Genomic DNA, 18,689 nt, shown 5'->3' on the forward strand with positions numbered 1-18,689 from the left:
ATATATGATTAGGACAAGCAGCTTTTGCTCCTCCGTTAGGATTCATTGCCAAAAGCTTTTCCTATTATATATAACGGTTTATTTCAGCGAACGGTTCAGCTTAACAATTTCCTGCGCCAAAGTTGCCGCTTTGATGAAGTCTTTTTGCCTCTCGGCTTCCGCCCTTGCAGCTTCTTTTTCTTTTATCATTGACCAATTTCGATAATTCAACACTTTTTTTACATAATCAGATAATTCCGCTTCACTTAATTCTTCGTTCACCTGAAGCATTAAGATATCTGTCAGAAGCTGACCGAGTTCCTGATCCTCAACTCTTTTAAAGAGCTCCTGGATGGAAATGTCCGCTCCTTCTTCATACATGGCGTACAAATAAGCGGCAATCGCGCGGTGCTGATCAAGGTTGAATTCAAAGCCCACCCGGTCTAAAACCTTTCGAATGACATCCCGGTCATGAATCATGTGAGCCAGGAGCATCCGCTCCGCATTCTCATGAGCCGGCCGAAGACCCGTCTTTCTCCGCGGCGCGCGCGAAACGGCCGCCTGCCGCTCTTTTGAGTCCTGACGGCTGCTTTCCCTGCTGCGGCTTACAGCCTGCTTTTCAAATACGGAAAGCTGATCCTTCAAGGATTCAAATGAGATTGAAAATTCATTTGCCAGCTGTTTGATGTATATTTCCTGTTCCAAAGGCCCGCTGAGAAGGCTGACTTCCTTCAGTACATCGTTGATATAGGCTAAACGGTCTCCTTCATCAGACAGATTTCTGCCCTTGCGGAAATAGTTCATTTTAAACGTCATCATCGTAACGCTGGCCCCTATTACATCATTCTTAAATTTCTCGCTGCCGAATTTTTTGATGTAGTCATCGGGATCCAGCCCGTCAGGTATCATGGCCACCTTGACGTCGCAGCCTTTTTTCTGAAGAATCTCCGCCGCTTTCAGCGTGGCTTCATAACCGGCATGATCCGAGTCATAGCACAGTATGACCTCTCCGACATTTCGCCTGATGATTTTCGCATGTTCTTCTGTCAGCGATGTGCCCATCGTGGCGATCGATTCTTTCACACCGGAACTGACGGCTGAAATGACGTCGGCAAATCCTTCAAAAAGGACGGCCCTCTCTTCTTTTCGAATGTGAAGGCGGGCCTGATGGAAATGATAGAGAAGCTTGCTTTTTCGAAAAAGCGGCGTTTCCGGGCTGTTCATGTATTTTGGCTGCTCCCCGGTGAACGTCCGTCCGGAAAAAGCGACCGTTGCGCCGTGATGATCATGAATCGGAAACATAATCCTGTTTCTGAAACGGTCAAAATAGCCGTCACCGTTCTCGCGTCTGATGATGAGTCCGGCTCTTTCCATCAGCGCAAGATCAAAACCTCTCCGTTCCAAAAACTTTGTGATGAAATCCCATGAATCAAGGGCGCATCCGATTTCAAACTGCTCGATCTGCTCCATCTCAAAGCCTCTTCCGAGCAAATAATCGAGCGCTTCCTGGCCTTCCTTTGTATTGACCAGCAAATGATGATAAAATTTCTTTAACAGATCATGAGCTTCCGCCATTTTCTGTTCATCCGAACTGCCTGTGCTGTATGCTGATACAGCTGCAACCTGCTCCGGCAGATCTATTTGATATTTGTCCGCCAGGTGAGAGACGGCCTCCGTAAATGAATAGCCTTCCATTTGTCTTAAAAATGAAAAAACATTCCCTCCCGCTCCGCAGCCAAAACAATGAAAAATCTGTTTTTCTCCGGAAACGGAAAAAGATGGCGTATTCTCACCATGAAAAGGACAAAGCCCAAAATAATTACGCCCCTGTTTTCTCAACTGGACGTACTCTCCGATAACTTCTACGATATCAGCTGATTTTTGTACCTGTTCTACAATTTCGTCTGGTATACGATTGCCCATGTTCCAACACTCCGTCGTACATAATTCGCTGCTTAGTACGTAAATCCTTCAATTTTCGACAAGATTTTTTGCAGCTCTTTGACAAATCGCTCTCGGTCTTCCTTGACCAGTTTTTTCGGGCCTTTCGTGTAACGTCCGCTTCTTCTCAATTTTTGTGCGACGTGACGGCGGAAAAGAGCATGATCGATGGTGTCCTCTTCGAAAAGAAAGCCTCTCTCCGTCATCACATAGACCTTTTTGCCAAGCAAAAGCGATGCCAGCCCGATATCTTGTGTCACGACGACATCACCTGGTCGAACATGGTTGGCAATGTACAGATCGGCTGCTTCTTTGTGCGGATCGACATATGTCCAATTCTCTTCTTCTTTCCTTGTGACTTGAAAATGCTCGAATGAAGCCACGAATACCACCTTTACGTCGAAATCCGCCGCTGTTTTAAGCACTTCATCTTTTACCGGGCATGCGTCTGCATCGACAAAAATCGTCCTTTCTTTTTCAAGAAGACTAATTCTCCATCCCTCCATCAATCTCCTGCTATAAATACAGGCAAAATCACACAGGTTTCAAAAATAATCGATCTATAAGAATTTGTCGAAAGTTTTTTTGGGGAAATTCTTGACACGATACCCATAATAGTTTATTCGTTCTGTACTAAGCTTAAACCTAAAAGTTAATTATTTTATCACAATTTTTTATTATAATACAAATGGGTTAAAGATGCTATCATTTTCACTTTTCCCAAAACCATCAAAGCAAAAACCCAGGATGGGGTGTCCTGAGTTTTATTCTTAGACCCTTTTTGTCATCATGTTGTGAATAATGTTGGCCGTTTCCTCTACCGCTTTATTTGATACGTCTACGACATTGCAGCCGATGCGGCCGACGATCTTTTCAAAGAACTCCAGCTCTTCTTTGATGCGGTTGATATTAGCGTAAATCGCTTTGTCGTTGAGGCCGAGCGATTTCAGGCGCTCCTTGCGAATATGGTTCAGCTTATCCGGGCTGATTTTTAACCCGATGCATTTAGCCGGATCAACGGTAAAGAGCTCTTCAGGAGGATCCACCTCGGGAACGATCGGAACGTTTGCCACTTTTAACCGTTTGTGCGCCAAGTATTGGGATAACGGAGTTTTGGACGTTCTCGACACGCCGATCAGCACGATATCCGCTTTTAAGATGCCCCTTGGGTCTCTGCCATCGTCATATTTTACGGCAAATTCGATGGCCTCTACCTTCTTAAAATAATCTTCGTCCAGCTGCCGGACTCTGCCCGGCTCATATTTCGCGCTGAAGCCGTAGGCCGTCTCCATTTTCTCAATCAGCGGGCCGATGATATCGTAATACACGACATTCGCCTTTTCCGCTTCGGCGATTAAAAAATCACGAATCTCCGGAACAACAAGCGTAAAACAGATGATGCCGCCGTCCGCTTCTGCCAGCGAGATCACTTCTTTTATTGTTCCGCGGTCTTCAACATAAGGAATCCGCCTGATGTTTGTCTGCTCGGATGAACCGTTAAACTGGCTGATAGCCGCCTTGACTACGAGCTCAGCGGTCTCGCCGACAGAGTCTGATACAACATAAATCGTCCGATTACTCATGATATCCCTCCATTTGAAGTTCACTCTACATGATTTCATTTTCAGATAAGCCGACTAAAATTTTTGTCATGTTCGTTTTCGTAATTCTTCCCACAACTTCATAGCCTTTTTCTGTATCTTTTACAACAGGCAGTGCGTCAATTTGTTTTTCGATAAGCATCTTGGCAATGTCCAAAATGAAATCGTCGCGCCTGCAAAGCGTAATGTTCGGCATTCTCGTCATAATGATATGGACGGGTATTGAAGGGAGCTCCTGTTTGCCGATGCTGGCTCTGAGCAAGTCTTTTCGTGAAAGTACACCGACTAAGATGGCATTATCATCAACGACAAAAAGCGTTCCTACGTCCTCTAAAAACATCGTGCAAATCGCATCATAAACGGAGACATTTTCATGAATGACCACCGGAATGGACTGGAAGTCTTTCACCTGCAGCTTTTTCAGCTTATCAGCCAAGAGCTGCGTGCCCGTCTTTCCCGTGTAGAAATAACCGACCCGCGGCCTTGCTTCCAAAAATCCTGACATCGTCAATATCGCCAAGTCCGGACGAAGTGTAGCCCTTGTCAGATTCAGCTTTTCCGCGATATGTTCTCCGGTAATCGGCCCGTTCTCTTTGACAATCTGCAAAATATGCTCCTGACGTTTATTTAGTTCGATCGTACTCACCACCTTTAAGCCGAAGCTCACAATTCGTTCGTTATGTATAAAAGTCGATAACATATTATAACGCATATGAAGACTAAAATAACAGCAATTACAATTGAATTCTATGAAAAAGACAGGCACAATTTGACAAGGATGTGAAAAACCGATTTGAGCAAAAAGACGATTGCCAGCTTGTCAGCAACCGTCTTCCGCGGTGTTTATTTTACAATGATGGCATTGATGTTTGCAAAAGATCGGATCAGCTCCGCCAGGCTTGCCATTTGCGCCAGGCGGTTCGCTTTTAATCTTTCATCTTCGGCATGGACCATCGTGTGATCAAAATAAGCTTCGATCGGCTCTTTCAGCTTGGACAGCTCACTGAAGGCTCCCTCATAATCTTTGGCTTTGTAAAGGGTCTCTAATTGCTGTCTGCACGCCTCATAAGCTTTGAAAAGCTCCTCTTCTTGAGGGTTTTCAAACAGTGACGCGTCAATGGCGTTCGTTTCGCTCTTTTTGCTGATCGAAATAACCCTTGCCAGCGCTTCAGCCGTTTCTTTAAATTCCGGTTTTGCTGCAGCCGATTCAAGGACAGCGGCTTTTTTGACAGCCGAATACGGCTCAAGGTTCGAGCTTTCGAGCACGGCATCCACCACATCGTAGCGGATGTTTTCCGCTGTTAATACGTATTTGAGGCGCTGTTTAAAGAATTCGAGCAGTTCGCTGTTTGCTTCCTGTCCGGCAAACGCAGCCAGTTCTTTGAATGAAATGCCCCAGTTCCGGTCAAGCAGGATTTGGACGATGCCGCTCGCCTGTCTTCTCAGTCCATACGGGTCCTGAGATCCTGTCGGAATGACGCCGATTTTAAAGAATGAAGCGACCGTATCGAGTTTATCCGCTAATGCGACGACGGCGCCGACGATTGATGAAGGCGTTTCCCCTCCGGCTTGTCTCGGCATATAGTGCTCATTGACAGCGAGCGCCACTTCTTCTTTCTCCCCGAGCATCCGCGCATATTTTTCACCCATGATGCCCTGCAGCTCAGGAAATTCGTAAACCATGTGTGTCACAAGGTCGAATTTTGAAATGTGCGAAGCGCGCTTGATCAGCTGCACCGTCTCTTGATCCGCACCGATGATTTCAGCGATCCGTTCAGCAACCGCCTCAGTGCGTCTTACTTTGTCTCCAAGCGATCCCAGTTCTTCGTGGAAAACGATCTTTTCGAGTTTTTTCACATTCTCGTCAATGTTTAATTTTTGATCTTCTTTATAGAAGAAGGCGGCGTCTGAAAGCCTCGCTCTCAGTACTTTTTCGTTCCCTCTCGCCACGTTTTCAAGGGCGCGGCTGTCTCCGTTGCGGACGGTCACAAAGTAAGGAAGCAAGCCGCCGTTTTCATCTTTGACAGGGAAATAGCGCTGATGCTCTTTCATCGTTGTCACGAGCACCTCTTCAGGAATTGCGAGAAATTCCTCTTCGTAAGAACCGAACAGAACCGTTGGATATTCAACCAGATGGGTAACCTCATCCAGCAGATCCTCGTCTCTCGGAATGTCCCAGGACTTTTCAGCCGCCAGTTCGTCAAGCTGCTTAACGATCAGCTGCTTCCGTTTGTCCGGATCGGCAATCACAAACTGGCTTTCAAGTGCCGCTTCGTATTCAGAAGGTGCGCTCAAGCCGGCTGTTTTTCCGAGGAAGCGGTGTCCCTGTGTTGTGCGGCCGGTTTCGACATGAGCGACTGAAAACGGAACGACTTCACTGCCGAACAGCGCGACGATCCATTTAATCGGCCTGATGTATTTCAAATCTTCGCTGCCCCAGCGCATGTTTTTTGGAAAGTGGAGGCTTGTCACCAAGTCGCCGAGCTCAGGAAGTAATGAAAACGTATCCTGACCTTTTTGAAATTTTTGCACAAAAACATATTCCGTTCCTTTGATGTCTTTAAAATACAAATCTTCCGGACTTGCTCCTTGCCCCCGTGAAAAGCCGATGGCCGCCTTTGTCCATTCGCCGTTTTCGTCAAGGGCGATTTTCTTTGCCGGTCCTTTCGCTTCTTCTGTCACATCGTCCTGCTTCTCCGCCACGTTCTCGACAAGAACGGCCAGTCTTCTAGGGGAGTTATAGAGCTTGACGGAACCGAAGGCAATATTTTTTTCCTTGAGCCAGCTTTCCAGTTTTTCACCAAGCTGAGTCATGCTGTCATGCATGAAGCGCGCCGGCATTTCTTCTAATCCGATTTCTAAAAGCAAATCTTGATTACTCATGTGAAGCCTCTTCCTCCTTCAGCATTGGGAAACCCAACTTTTCGCGTTCATCATAATACGTTTTCGCCACTTTTCTGGCCAGATTTCTCACCCTTGCAATATATCCTGTGCGCTCCGTGACGGAAATCGCTCCTTTTGCGTCAAGCAAGTTGAACGTATGCGAGCATTTCAGTACATAATCATAAGCAGGATGGACAAGTCCCTGATCCATCTGACGGTTCGCTTCTTTTTCGTACGTGGCAAACAATTCGAACAGCATGTCGACGTCAGATGTCTCGAACGTATAGACGGAATGCTCGTATTCAGCCATCTTGAACAGGTCTTTTATCGTATAGCCTTTCGTCCATTCGAGGTCAAAGACGTTTTCTTTGTCTTGAATATAAGAAGCAAGGCGTTCAATACCGTATGTGATTTCCACAGAAACCGGTTTGCACTCAAGCCCGCCGACCTGCTGAAAATAGGTAAACTGGGTGATTTCCATGCCGTCAAGCCACACTTCCCAGCCAAGCCCGGCGCAGCCGAGCGACGGATTTTCCCAGTTATCCTCGACAAAACGGATATCATGCTCCAGAGGGTCGATTCCAAGAGCTTTTAATGAATCTAAATAAAGCTCTTGAATATTGTCGGGAGACGGCTTAATGATCACCTGGAATTGATGGTGCTGATAAAGCCTGTTCGGGTTGTCCCCGTATCTTCCGTCCGCAGGGCGTCTTGACGGCTCCACATAAGCGACTTTCCAAGGTTCAGGTCCAAGGCTCCGCAAAAATGTATATGGACTCATCGTTCCTGCACCCTTCTCTACATCATACGACTGCAAAAGTACGCATCCTTCATTGGACCAGTGCTTTTGCAGGGTCAAAATCATTTCTTGAATATTCAAATGAAGCACCTCCATAAAACGTGTTTTCAAGTTTAATTTTTGGCATAGGGCTGGTTTGGGCAGAAAAAAACTCCCGTCCCTATGCTTGTTTGCCCACAAACATAGGGACGAGAGTTCTCCCGCGGTTCCACCCTAATTGCTGAGAGGAAATGTCTCAGCCTCTTTTTTAAAAGTTGCTCAGGGAATGCCTTTCATTACGCTCTCATCCCCGGCTTTCACCGCCCCGGAGTCGCTTCAATGAGGCCGTGCGCAATTACTTCCTTTCCGTCAACGCAACGTCATTATTGAATCCAATCTTCATGACATGATCTTATAAAAAGATGAAGAGGTTGTCAACTTTTGTTTTCATCGCCCAGCATCTTTTTCATATTGTCCATTTGTTCCATGAAGCGCCGCGATTTCAGGTAGATCCCTGAGTACTCGTCATAGTACGTCTGTATGACCCTTTTCAGCTCATCCTTCGTCTCCTGTTTGACCGAGACATTGCCGAGCCTTGACAAGTCAAAATAAAAAAACAGCCTCAACAGCCTGGCGGATGCGGGAGACAGCGGTATCCTGTATGGATCTTTCGCAAAACAGCGGTGGCAGATAAAGCCGTTGTCGCGGATCGAAAAATGAAATGTGCCGTCTTTGCTTTTGCAATGTACACATTCATCCAGCTCCGGATACAGCCCCATCACGCTGAGCATTTTAACTTCGATAAGGTTGGCGATAATGTCGGGATCTGTACCGTCATCGAGCCTCCTCATCGACTGAAGAAGCAGCTCAAATAAAAACGGATTCGGTTTCTTTTCCTCCGTTCCCTGGTCGATTAATTCAGTGATGTAGGCCGCGTATGCTGTTAAAAACAGATCCTCGCGTATATGCCTCATGCTTTCGATCATCTCGCCCTGCTCCAATGTGCCGAGACCGGATGATTTGCGGAATAAAAAAGAAGCATAAAGGAACGGCTGGGAAATCGCTGACAAGCGGCTGTTCGGCTTTTTGGCGCCCCTTGCCAGCACACCGATTTTCCCGTGTTCTCTCGTCAACAGCGTAATGATTTTATTTGTTTCACCATAGTCGTTTGTACGAAGGACGATACCTTCACATTTCGTCAGCATATGTGCACCATCCAAAAATTGGAGGGGTCAAGCATGATCACAAAATTGGAAAGTCAATTTGCGCTAGCTCTTCTTCAAGTACTTCGGGTCTTTCCAGGTTCTCCTTTTCCAATTCTTTAAAAAGGAGGTACGTGTCTACGCTTCCTGTTTGTGAAAATACATTCCAAGTAAAATTCAACATAAAAAGCCCCACCTTTCTGTTTATAACTAGCTTTTTAAACATCCAAATTCTTAAGATTATCTTGACCTTGTATCCTCCATTTCATGTTAAACAATTTTTTCTAATATATCTTTGATTTCGAGAGATTTTGTCACGACTAAACCGCGGTCAAGCTCTGTTCGTTAATACTCGTCTTCTCTAAATCCAAAATCACGAAGCTGAGACATCTTGTTGCGCCAGTCTTTCTGCACTTTAACCCACAGCTCTAAAAACACCGATGATCCGAGCAGCGCCTCGATATCAGTTCTTGCCCGCTTGCCGATTTCTTTAAGCAGGCTGCCTCTTTTTCCGATGACGATCCCTTTTTGTGAATCGCGTTCGACGACGATGGTCGCGCTCACATACACAGAACCGTTTTCTCGTTCTTGAATGGACTCGATCGAGACCGCAATGCTGTGAGGGATCTCTTCCCTTGTCAGATGCAGCACTTTTTCCCGAATCAGCTCAGAAATGATAAATCGCTCCGGATGATCGGTCACCTGGTCACTCGGGTAAAACTGCGGACCTTCCGGCAAATAATCTTCAATTTGCTTTAAAAGCGTATCGATATTATTTCCCTCAAGGGCGGAGATCGGAACGATTTCCTGAAACGGATACCTGGTTCTGTACTCATCGATCAGCACAAGAAGCTCATCCGGATGAATCCGGTCGATTTTGTTGACGATCAAAAATACCGGCGTCTTGACTCCTTTTAAGCGCTCGATGATAAATTCGTCGCCTTTTCCGTAGCCTTCCTCCGCATTGATCATAAACAAGATCAAGTCGACTTCCTTTAAAGTATTCTGCGCCACCTTCATCATAAAATCGCCCAATTTATGCTTCGGTTTATGAATGCCCGGCGTATCGATAAAAATCGTCTGGGATGTATCGGTTGTCAGCACACCTTGCACTTTGTTTCTTGTTGTTTGCGGTTTGTCGCTCATGATGGCGATTTTTTGGCCGATCACGCGATTCAAAAATGTAGATTTTCCTACGTTTGGTCGTCCGATAATGGAGACAAATCCTGATTTAAAGCTTTCCTGTGTCATGTAAGTCCTCCGATGAAAATGCTCCTGGCAGTAATTCTTGAACCGTCATTTCTTTGATTTGGCCATTCAGATTGGTTAAGATGACAGGCATGTTTGGTGAACAAAGTTCAGAAATCACCTGTCTGCACGCTCCGCACGGCGACACCGGACCCGGCGTATCCGCAGCGACGGCAAGCATCTTAAACGATTTTTCCCCTTCCGAGTAAGCCTTGAACAACGCTGTCCGCTCGGCGCAGTTGCACAGGCTGTATGCAGCATTTTCAATGTTGCAGCCTTTGTACACCTTGCCGTCCTCAGTCAAAAGGGCAGCGCCGACTTTGAATTTCGAATACGGAACATATGCAAATTCCCTTGCTTTTAAAGCTTCTGCAATCAATTCTTGTTTAGTCAATGTGTGTATTCCTTCCTATAGCGGTTATGGTACCGCTAACACTTTTATTTTACATAAAAATGGCTTCTTTTTCACGCCCAAATCACAAATGTAAAATTTTTGTAAGAATTGCGTACAATGAAAGGCACGGCATCAAAACAATTTTGACAAAAAGATGAGTAACCCAATCATACACGAAACGGCCGCAAACACGCAAACCGCCCCGGCCGCCGCGTCCTTTGCCGCCTTTGCAAGCGGGTGGTTCTCTTTTGTGAAAAGATCGATCGTATGCTCCACAGCCGTATTCATCAGCTCCAAGGCAAGCATTCCGCCGATCAGGATCAAGATGATGGACCATTCGATCAGAGTCAGCCTGAAGAAAAAGCCGCAGACGATCACAAGGATGGCGGCCCCGGAATGAATTCTAAAATTGCGCTCCGACATGAACGTCTTGACTATTCCTGTTAAGGCGTTTGAAAAACTCCATTTCAGACGGCGCCATTCATTTTGTTTATGAGGATCTTGAGAGCCCATATCGATTCAAAATGTCCTTTTGCTTAGTGAACATCTCTTTTTCCTCTTCTTCTGTCATATGGTCATAGCCGAGGAGGTGCAAAAAGCCGTGAACCGTCAGAAAACCCAGCTCCCTCATCAGTGAATGCCCGTATTCTTCGGCCTGTTCCCGTGCTTTATCAGCGCTGATGATGATATCTCCGAGAACGGGCGGCATGTCAGCGCCGATAATTTCAATCTCTCCTTCGCCGTCTTCTTCAAGGGCAAATGAAATGACGTCAGTCGGATAATCTTTGCCTCTGTACTCTTTGTTGATCTTTTGGATCTCTTCATTGTTGACGATCGTAACCGAAACTTCGGCGCCGTCTGCGACACCTTCCTCTGCCGCTGCGAATTGAAGAATTTTCTCAATTTCAGCAAGCTGGTCTTCAGGGACCCGTCCGGTCTCGTCTGTAATATCTAGAATTAAACTCATGTGTGTTTCACCTTCTGTTTAGGATTAGCTTCCGGATATTCGATCCGGGAGTGAAAAATGCCTTTCAGCGTTTCGCAGAGCGTCTTCGCGATAATATTGAGCTCTTTTAAAGTTAAATCACATTCGTCAAACTGCCCGTCCTGCAGCTTATCTGATATGATCCCGCGCACCAGCTTTTCAATCCTTTCGGGATTCGGGTTATGCATTGAGCGGACGGCTGCTTCGACGCTGTCGGCCACCGAGATGATCGCCGCCTCTTTTGTCTGGGGCTTCGGACCGGGATAGCGGAACTCTTCTTCAGTCGTCTGATCGCCTTTTTCTTTCGCCTTATAGTAAAAAAACTTGAGCAGCGATGTGCCGTGATGCTGTTCGGCGATGTCGACAAGCTCCTTCGGCATTTTATGATCCCTCAGCATATCGGCGCCGTCTGTCGCATGGGCAATGATAATGTTTTTGCTCAGCTGCGGAGAAAGCTTGTCATGCGGATTATCAATATTCATTTGGTTTTCTATAAAATATTGGGGCCGCTTTGTCTTGCCGATATCATGGTAATAGGCTCCGACTCTTGCCAAAAGCCCGTTTGCTCCGACAGCTTCGCATGCCGCCTCCGATAAGTTCGCAACCATAACGCTGTGATGGTATGTGCCGGGTGTTTCCGTCAGAATTTTGCGGAGCAGCGGATGATTCGGGTTTGAAAGCTCGAGAAGCTTCATCGTGGACAGAATCCCAAAGCCGCTTTCAAAAAACGGCATGAGCCCGAGCACAAGAACTGACGATCCGATGCCGGACACCGCTCCCATGACAAGGTATGTACCCATCTCAAGCCCAGTTTGCGCCGTGTTTTGAATGAGCTGCAAGGTAAACAGGACGACGATGTTGATCAGGGAGACAAACAAGCCGGCCTGGAGGATTTTCGCCCTCGCATTATGCTTCCCTAAAAACAGTATACCCGCCATCGAGCTGATCAAGAAATACGTTCCGATTCCATAATTAAACGTGCCTGTCACGCCTTGGTTAAACATCATACTTCCGCAAATGGAAAGGATCATGCTCGACAGGATCGCCAACCTTTCATTGATCAGCAGTTTAATGAGCATCACGCCCATCGCAATCGGCACGAGATAGCCGATATGGCCGATTTCAAGCTGCTGAAACAGGCTGATCACTTCCATGACGATTAAAACGATCGCTGTAATCAATGAAAACAGCATGAGCGACTTATTTTTCGGAATCCGGCTGCTGTACTGCTTTTCGAAATAGTAAACCAAAGCTGAGATGAAAAGCGCGATTAAAAGCAGCAGTCCGCCGACAGGCTTGAAGATGTTGGCTCCGCTTAAGAGTCCTGTCAGTTCAAGCTTTCGATAGACTTCCCTGTCGATCAGCTGATTTTCCTCAACAAGTATCTGCCCCTGCTTGATCTGCACCTGCTGCACGCTGTCAGCCGCTTCCTGACGCTTCTGCTCCGTCTTGTCGGGATCGTATACATAGTTGGGAATGATTGCAAAGCGTCCGATTTCATCAGCGGCGTTTTTTAATTTTGAAGGTATCGAATTACCCTTCAGCTCTTTCGTTACATGCTCTTTCGCTTCATCAAGCTTTCCGGCGCGGATTTCTTTGCTCATCACATCATTGACGGCGGTGATGACCGAATCCTGTGTCATCGAAAGCTCTCCATCGCTGGCCTTCAGCAGGTGTTTGACTGAATCCTGCGACAGCGAGTCCGTCACATCTGAAGTCAGCTTTTCTTCGACAGATTTGATTTGGTCTTTTTCAGACGGGGCCTGCTTGTCTTTTTTCTCTTGTTCTGCGCTTTCTTTTTTCACTTCTTTAATGATGTCGAATATTGATGAGACAAGGTCGACCCTGTTGTCAGAGTACTCTTTTTTCAAAGTGTACTGGTCGGGAACTTCCTCTCTCGCTTCCTGCTTTTTATTAGCCGTGGCCTTTTGATCTTCGATTGTCGCCGGCGCATAGATCGTATTCTCGCTGATCGAAAATAAATCGAGGTCGAGGGACTCGGGCCTCACATGGAAAAACAGCAGGATGAACATCAGCGCGGATAAAGCCGCATAAAGAATGACCGGAAGGAAGCGGCCGTTTTCCAAGCGGATGGGCCGAAACTTTCCGTCTCTTTTTTTCTTTTTCAACAAAAGCACCTCTTTTCCCGCGGGAAACTAAAAAATGACCCGATAACGGGCGATCGGGCCATTCGGAATTATTTTGACTTTTCGTATGCTTCAATAATACGGGCGACAAGCGGGTGTCTGACCACGTCCGTCTGATCCAGTTCAACAATTGAAATGCCTTCGATATCAAGGAGCATCTTTTTTGCAACGGCAAGCCCCGATGTGACGCCCTTCGGCAAATCGATTTGCGTAATATCGCCTGTAATGACCATTTTAGAACCAAAACCCAATCTCGTCAAAAACATTTTCATTTGTGCCGGTGTCGTATTCTGCGCTTCATCCAAAATCACAAATGCGTCGTCGAGCGTCCGCCCCCTCATGTAAGCAAGCGGCGCGATTTCAATCGTTCCTCTTTCAAGCAGCCGTGCCGTATGGTCCGTTCCGAGCACATCATGGAGCGCGTCATACAGCGGCCTTAAATAAGGGTCGACTTTCTCCTTTAAATCCCCAGGCAAAAACCCGAGGCTTTCCCCTGCTTCAACAGCTGGTCTTGTCAAAATGATTTTTTTGATGCGTCCGTTTTTCAGTTCATGGACGGCCTTTACGACAGCCAAATAGGTTTTCCCCGTTCCTGCAGGGCCGATGCCGAAGATTAAGTCGTGCCTCTTCATGGCGGCGATATATTCTCTTTGACCGATGGTTTTGACTCTGATCGGTTTTCCTTTGGCGTTTTTCGTAATTTCCTCTTCATACATGCTTTCAAAAAACTCAAGCTTCTGCTTTTTCGCCATCTTGACCGCATACAAGACATCGCGTTCTGATATCTCGATTCCTTTGCGGATGAGATTCAAGAGGGATGCAAGCAGGCTGTCCACGATTTCAAACGTTTCTTCGTCTCCGGTCACATAGACGGTTTCACCGCGCGTGACAATCGAAATGTTCAGCTCTTCCTCCATTAACTTCAAATGGGAATCCTGGTTCCCAAACAGCGCTTGAGCCTCGTTCGGACTTTCCAGTTGCTGATGAATCGCAAGTAAGTGTTCTGTCATTCTTTAGTCTCCTGAACAATTGGTGTTGTTTGAACAATGTCTTCAATAACCTGGTAAAGGATGATCAATTTAACTTTACCATTCTCACTCGTTTCGTGCAAAACTTTTTCACTGATAATGTTCCCGTCGCTGCCGATTTTTTTCCTGATGTCTCTTTTTCCCATTTCGATCCCTTCAAGGACCGCTTCTTTTTTCGAGTACACCCTTTTGATTTGTTCGCTCTCCCTCGTATGTTCCTTTTCATACGCGACAGGAAGCGTAAAATTCATAAAATGCAGCGAGTGTTTTTCGGTTTCTGTCTTTGGGCGCGAGAACTCTTCTTTTTTAAAAGAAAAGCCCCAGACAGGCACGGAAAAAGAACCGAAGGATAGCTTGTGACTTGTCCTTACTTTACCCGTAAAAACGTCAAATGATGTCTCAAGCGGAACCGTTACTTTTGACTTGTACCAGGTTTCACCGTAGATTTTCCCTTTGGCTCCGACTTTTTGCTTTTCCTCTTCGCTCCCGATCAGTCCGGAAACAAGCATTTGCCCTTTTTCAACGTGCTGGTTCACGGTGACGAGCGGCTCGCCTTTTTCCACGAACATTTTCGAGATGGTCGCCCCTTTTTTGGCGACGATGTGCCTCGGACCAATATATTTTTCTTTGTCAGGTTCATTTTTTTCAACCACTTTCATGTGAAGGGCCGTGCCGTTTAATTCAATGCCCACCCAGGTGATGTTTTCGACGCGCTTTGTAAGCGCCTGCTGAATTTTTTCCGGGGTCAGCATTGTAAACTGAAGGCGGCCTTTTTTGACGCCGATTTCATTCAAGTGCTGTCTGATTTGATGTTCTGTCTCCGGATTGGCTCCTGTTATGTCAATTTTCCAAAGCATGTTGGACAATAAAAACATGATGATAAAAAAACCAGCAATTCCAAAAGTGAAGCCGCTATTCCGTTTAGACTTCTGCACGAGGAAAGGAAAACCTTTTCGTCTGACGAAGCGGCACTTGCAGTCAAAATCCCTGATGACCCTCCGGAAGGCATGTACATCAGAAAGCGGAATATAAAGAAAGACAGCATCTTTCTTTTTCTTAACATTAAACATCGGGATGCTGCGCCTGGTGCATTCATTTAATAATCGCTCGATCCCCTTTCCCGTTATTTCAAGCTGGATCTTTCCTGAAAAAAAAGAAAGCCATTTATTCTTCACGATTCTTTCCCCCCGACTTATGAATCGATATAGCGTACGAGCTCAATCGTGCCTTCAAGCAGAATTTCCTCAGGCAAAATCGTTTTGATGACAAAGTTTTTGCCTTGAATGATGCACTGCCCCTGTTTGAGCATCAGCCTTACTTCCGTATCGCTGAAAAGCAAAAGCCCTCTGTGGTTTTCAATATATATGTGAAGTCTTCCTATCATCGTGATCCTCGGAAGATCCATCATGACATCAGGGGGAATTTCCAATGTTCTTGTCAGCCACGCTTTGATGCGGTTTTTTCTTTGCGCCATAAAAAAAGAACCCCCTTTCATCTCATATGTATGAGTGATATGGGGGTTCTAATACTTAAATTTTAGGCCGGCGCCTCATTGTGTAATGCGGCTTTCTCGACCGCGGAGGGCCGAATACTTCGCTGAGTACAACGCCTTGGACAATTGTGTTTTTATTCATATCGAGCAGCTCTTGTTTCCGGTTGACCACCCGGCTGCTCTGCTTTTTAATGGCCCGTTCAACGGCCGGCATGGACCGCTCGGCATCCGCTTGTATTCTGCGGAGTTCTGCGGCCATATCTTCGCTTTTTGCAGCAGCCGCTGCTGCTACAGGCCGTTGTTTTTTGTTTTCTGCCGGCTGGCGCTGTGCCGTCTGCTTCGGCGTCGTCTGCGTTTTCGGCCGTTCAGGCGCCGGTTTTCGCTTGGTTTCTTCATTTTCATCATTTTTTCCGAGCTTGTTGAATATGAAGGAGATGGCTGCGATGATGGCCGCCATGATAATCGGATTGTCGAACAGGATATCAAGCAATGAGCTCCCTCCTTTTTACAGGGGCTTGTTTATTTATGATCCTCTTCATTTTGGTCTTTCGTCATCTTTCCGAAAGAATCGCGCATGTCTGTGTCGGCGTCGATGTTTTTCATATTGAGGTAGTCCATGACTCCGATCTTTCCGCTGCGGAGAGCTTCAGACATCGCAAGCGGCACTTCGGCTTCTGCCTCGACGACTTTAGCACGCATTTCTTCGACGCGGGCGCGCATTTCCTGTTCTTGCGCAACCGCCATGGCTCGGCGTTCTTCCGCTTTCGCCTGGGCGATGTTTTTATCGGCTTCAGCCTGGTCGGTCTGCAGAATCGCTCCGATGTTTTTGCCGATGTCAACGTCAGCGATATCGATCGATAGAATTTCAAACGCTGTGCCTGAATCCAATCCTTTGCTCAAGACGGTTTGTGAAATCATATCCGGGTTCTCAAGCACTTTTTTATGATTATCGGAGGAACCGATTGTCGAAACGATCCCTTCGCCGACACGGGCAATGATTGTTTCTTCTCCCGCTCCCCCGACAAGGCGGTCGATGTTTGCGCGAACCGTGATTCTCGCTTTTGCTTTCACTTCGATACCATCCATTGCTACACCGGCAATAAACGGCGTTTCGATGACTTTCGGATTAACGCTCATTTGAACGGCTTCAAGCACGTCACGGCCCGCTAAATCGATGGCCGCACATCTGGCGAATGTGAGTTCAATGTTTGCACGCTGGGCAGCGATAAGCGCGTTGACAACCCGGTCAACATTCCCCCCTGCAAGATAGTGGCTTTCAAGCTGATTGATAGTAACATCAAGTCCCGCTTTATGCGCTTTGATCAGCGGGTTCACCACGCGGTTTGGAATGACGCGGCGGAGCCTCATTCCGATCAGTGTGAAAATGCTGATTTTAACACCAGCGGCCAAAGCCGAGATCCACAGCATGACCGGGACGAATGTAAAGAAGACAGCTAGTAAGATGATTCCGGCTGCTATAATAAGCAAAAGAAACAGTGTTGACGGATCCATAATATTCCTCCTAATAATATAATTTATAATTCTCTCACAACAATGCGTGAGCCTTCCACTTTAACTACTTTCACTTTCTTGTCCTTCGCGGTGAACGAGCCTTCAGATACGACATCAAGCCGTTCATCGCCGATGATGACCGTTCCGGACGGTCTGAGCGGTGTAAACGTGACGCCGGTTTTACCAATTAAATCGCGCCGGCTTTCATTTGACACATATCCGCTTTCCGTGCTTGTCGAGTCGGTTAAGATCAATTTTTTAAAAAATTTCATACGCTTCCCCAACACCCTTGTTAATAGAATGGATGCCGCTATAGAAACAGCAGTTGCAATCAAAATGGAGACGGCCATGACCTTAAAGCTTCCCGATGCTAAAAAGAGGCTCGCAACAATCGCGATCAGGCCGGCAATCCCTGCTATTCCGCCCGGCAAAAAAATCTCTAAAATGATTAAAATAATGCCTGCTGCAAACAGAAGGATCGTTTCCATTCCGGCAAGCCCGGCGACGAGATGACCGTAGAAAAAGAGCAGCAGCGCGGAGAGTCCCATAAAGCCGGGGATCCCAAAACCAGGCGAATAAAGCTCGACAATCAGCCCGAGACTTCCGATTGAAAGGAGAATCGGAATCACGACCGGATGCGTGATGAACCGGGCCACCTTTTCGGCGAAGCTCACCTCGGAACGCTCGATTTTGGCATCCTTCAAGTTCAGCTTTTTCAAAAGATCATCAAGGCTCGAAACTGTGCCTTCGGAATAGCCGACTTCCAGCGCTTTGTCAGGGCTTAATGTGAGCAGCTCGCCCTTCGGCGCCCCAACTTCTTTAGCATCGACATCCGCATCGGCCATCGCGAGAGCGTATTTCGGATCACGTCCGTTTTTTTTGGCTGCGTCTTCCATTTCAGCGAGCCATAGAGATTCCGACTTTTTATCAGCGGCATTTCCCTGCGTGTCAATGATCGCGGCAGCTCCCATTTTCCCGCCGGGCGCCATATAAATATCGTCTGCATTCAAGGCGAGGTAAGCGCCTGCGGACAGAGCCCTTCTATTCACATAAGCGGTCACCGGAATGTCGGAGTTATGTATCGTATCAGCCATGTCAAGGACTGCGTCGACCGCTCCGCCGGGGGTATTGATATCGAGTATGATATGTTTGGCATTCATATCTTCCGCTTCTTGAAAAGAACGCTCAAGAAATTTTGAAAGCCCTTTTTCAACCGTTTCTTCGATCGGAATGACATACACTGTATCTCCATCCGCTTTCACGGTCAAATGAACGCCTAGTAATAAGAATAAAACAAAACCGCTGGCCAGAGCAACAAAAATTCTAAATTTTTTCAGCAGCAACGATGTCTGAGACCTCCTTCCCCTATTATCATTAACATTACATACGTTATAAATGTAGCAAAGGTTTCATCTTTCTACTACTTTTCTATTGTATGAACACGCACAAAAAAAGACGCCTTTAATTGCTTAAAGGCGTCTCAGACTGTTGACAAAATA

At 46.6% G+C, this 18,689-nt stretch carries 19 protein-coding genes; all 19 read right to left on the bottom strand.

Translation table 11 applies throughout. The annotated features are described in order from the left end of the window. Positions 1–78: 78 nt before the first annotated feature. The 19 genes from dnaG to ACH97_RS21510 all read right to left on the bottom strand — a co-directional run bounded on the left by dnaG (position 79) and on the right by ACH97_RS21510 (position 18,533). On the bottom strand, positions 79–1,902 hold the full coding sequence (gene dnaG, locus ACH97_RS21420) for a DNA primase (protein ID WP_020452235.1): 1,824 nt from the start codon (positions 1,900–1,902) through the stop codon (positions 79–81). Between the two features lie 32 nt (positions 1,903–1,934). Next, on the bottom strand, positions 1,935–2,426 hold the full coding sequence (locus ACH97_RS21425; RefSeq protein WP_020452236.1) for a YaiI/YqxD family protein: 492 nt from the start codon (positions 2,424–2,426) through the stop codon (positions 1,935–1,937). A gap of 264 nt (positions 2,427–2,690) precedes the next feature. Then, positions 2,691–3,503, bottom strand: a complete 813-nt coding sequence (locus ACH97_RS21430) for a pyruvate, water dikinase regulatory protein (protein WP_020452237.1) — start codon at positions 3,501–3,503, stop codon at positions 2,691–2,693. 25 nt (positions 3,504–3,528) lie between these two features. Then, positions 3,529–4,167: a transcriptional regulator CcpN gene (ccpN, locus tag ACH97_RS21435; RefSeq protein WP_025804968.1), complete on the bottom strand. Its 639-nt coding sequence runs from the start codon at positions 4,165–4,167 to the stop codon at positions 3,529–3,531. Between the two features lie 197 nt (positions 4,168–4,364). Further along, positions 4,365–6,404, bottom strand: coding sequence for a glycine--tRNA ligase subunit beta (gene glyS / locus ACH97_RS21440; protein ID WP_020452238.1), 2,040 nt, complete (start codon positions 6,402–6,404; stop codon positions 4,365–4,367). Next, positions 6,397–7,284 carry a glycine--tRNA ligase subunit alpha gene (gene glyQ, locus ACH97_RS21445; protein ID WP_020452239.1) on the bottom strand — a complete coding sequence of 296 codons (888 nt, stop codon included), beginning with the start codon at positions 7,282–7,284 and terminating at the stop codon, positions 6,397–6,399. The genes glyS and glyQ overlap by 8 nt, the downstream gene beginning before the upstream one ends. A gap of 332 nt (positions 7,285–7,616) precedes the next feature. Further along, positions 7,617–8,387 carry a DNA repair protein RecO gene (recO, locus tag ACH97_RS21450; protein ID WP_048350458.1) on the bottom strand — a complete coding sequence of 257 codons (771 nt, stop codon included), beginning with the start codon at positions 8,385–8,387 and terminating at the stop codon, positions 7,617–7,619. 37 nt (positions 8,388–8,424) lie between these two features. Continuing rightward, entirely contained in the window at positions 8,425–8,568 is a 144-nt protein-coding gene (locus ACH97_RS21455) for a YqzL family protein (RefSeq protein ID WP_003183626.1), read from the bottom strand. Between the two features lie 161 nt (positions 8,569–8,729). Beyond that, on the bottom strand, positions 8,730–9,635 hold the full coding sequence (gene era / locus ACH97_RS21460) for a GTPase Era (RefSeq protein ID WP_023855242.1): 906 nt from the start codon (positions 9,633–9,635) through the stop codon (positions 8,730–8,732). Beyond that, positions 9,616–10,026: a cytidine deaminase gene (locus ACH97_RS21465; protein ID WP_020452242.1), complete on the bottom strand. Its 411-nt coding sequence runs from the start codon at positions 10,024–10,026 to the stop codon at positions 9,616–9,618. Before ACH97_RS21465 ends, era begins: the two co-directional genes overlap by 20 nt. 132 nt (positions 10,027–10,158) lie before the next feature. Then, on the bottom strand, positions 10,159–10,539 hold the full coding sequence (locus tag ACH97_RS21470; protein ID WP_020452243.1) for a diacylglycerol kinase family protein: 381 nt from the start codon (positions 10,537–10,539) through the stop codon (positions 10,159–10,161). Further along, positions 10,517–10,993, bottom strand: a complete 477-nt coding sequence (gene ybeY, locus ACH97_RS21475) for an rRNA maturation RNase YbeY (RefSeq protein ID WP_020452244.1) — start codon at positions 10,991–10,993, stop codon at positions 10,517–10,519. Before ybeY ends, ACH97_RS21470 begins: the two co-directional genes overlap by 23 nt. After that, entirely contained in the window at positions 10,990–13,044 is a 2,055-nt protein-coding gene (locus tag ACH97_RS21480) for an HD family phosphohydrolase (protein WP_235442592.1), read from the bottom strand. The genes ybeY and ACH97_RS21480 overlap by 4 nt, the downstream gene beginning before the upstream one ends. 164 nt (positions 13,045–13,208) lie before the next feature. Beyond that, the gene (locus ACH97_RS21485) at positions 13,209–14,168 is read right to left on the bottom strand and encodes a PhoH family protein (protein ID WP_048350460.1); all 960 of its coding nucleotides are present in this window, start codon (positions 14,166–14,168) and stop codon (positions 13,209–13,211) included. After that, complete coding sequence (gene yqfD / locus ACH97_RS21490; protein ID WP_048350461.1) at positions 14,165–15,361, bottom strand: sporulation protein YqfD; 1,197 nt, start codon at positions 15,359–15,361, stop codon at positions 14,165–14,167. Before yqfD ends, ACH97_RS21485 begins: the two co-directional genes overlap by 4 nt. 17 nt (positions 15,362–15,378) lie before the next feature. Next, entirely contained in the window at positions 15,379–15,660 is a 282-nt protein-coding gene (gene yqfC, locus ACH97_RS21495; RefSeq protein WP_020452247.1) for a sporulation protein YqfC, read from the bottom strand. Between the two features lie 55 nt (positions 15,661–15,715). Further along, positions 15,716–16,168: a hypothetical protein gene (locus tag ACH97_RS21500; protein WP_048350462.1), complete on the bottom strand. Its 453-nt coding sequence runs from the start codon at positions 16,166–16,168 to the stop codon at positions 15,716–15,718. Positions 16,169–16,197: 29 nt separating this feature from the next. Continuing rightward, entirely contained in the window at positions 16,198–17,190 is a 993-nt protein-coding gene (gene floA / locus ACH97_RS21505) for a flotillin-like protein FloA (protein ID WP_020452249.1), read from the bottom strand. Positions 17,191–17,213: 23 nt separating this feature from the next. Beyond that, positions 17,214–18,533, bottom strand: coding sequence for an NfeD family protein (locus tag ACH97_RS21510; RefSeq protein ID WP_020452250.1), 1,320 nt, complete (start codon positions 18,531–18,533; stop codon positions 17,214–17,216). Positions 18,534–18,689: the final 156 nt, after the last annotated feature.

It is taken from the genome of Bacillus paralicheniformis (genome assembly GCF_001042485.2).
Lineage (GTDB): Bacteria > Bacillota > Bacilli > Bacillales > Bacillaceae > Bacillus > Bacillus paralicheniformis.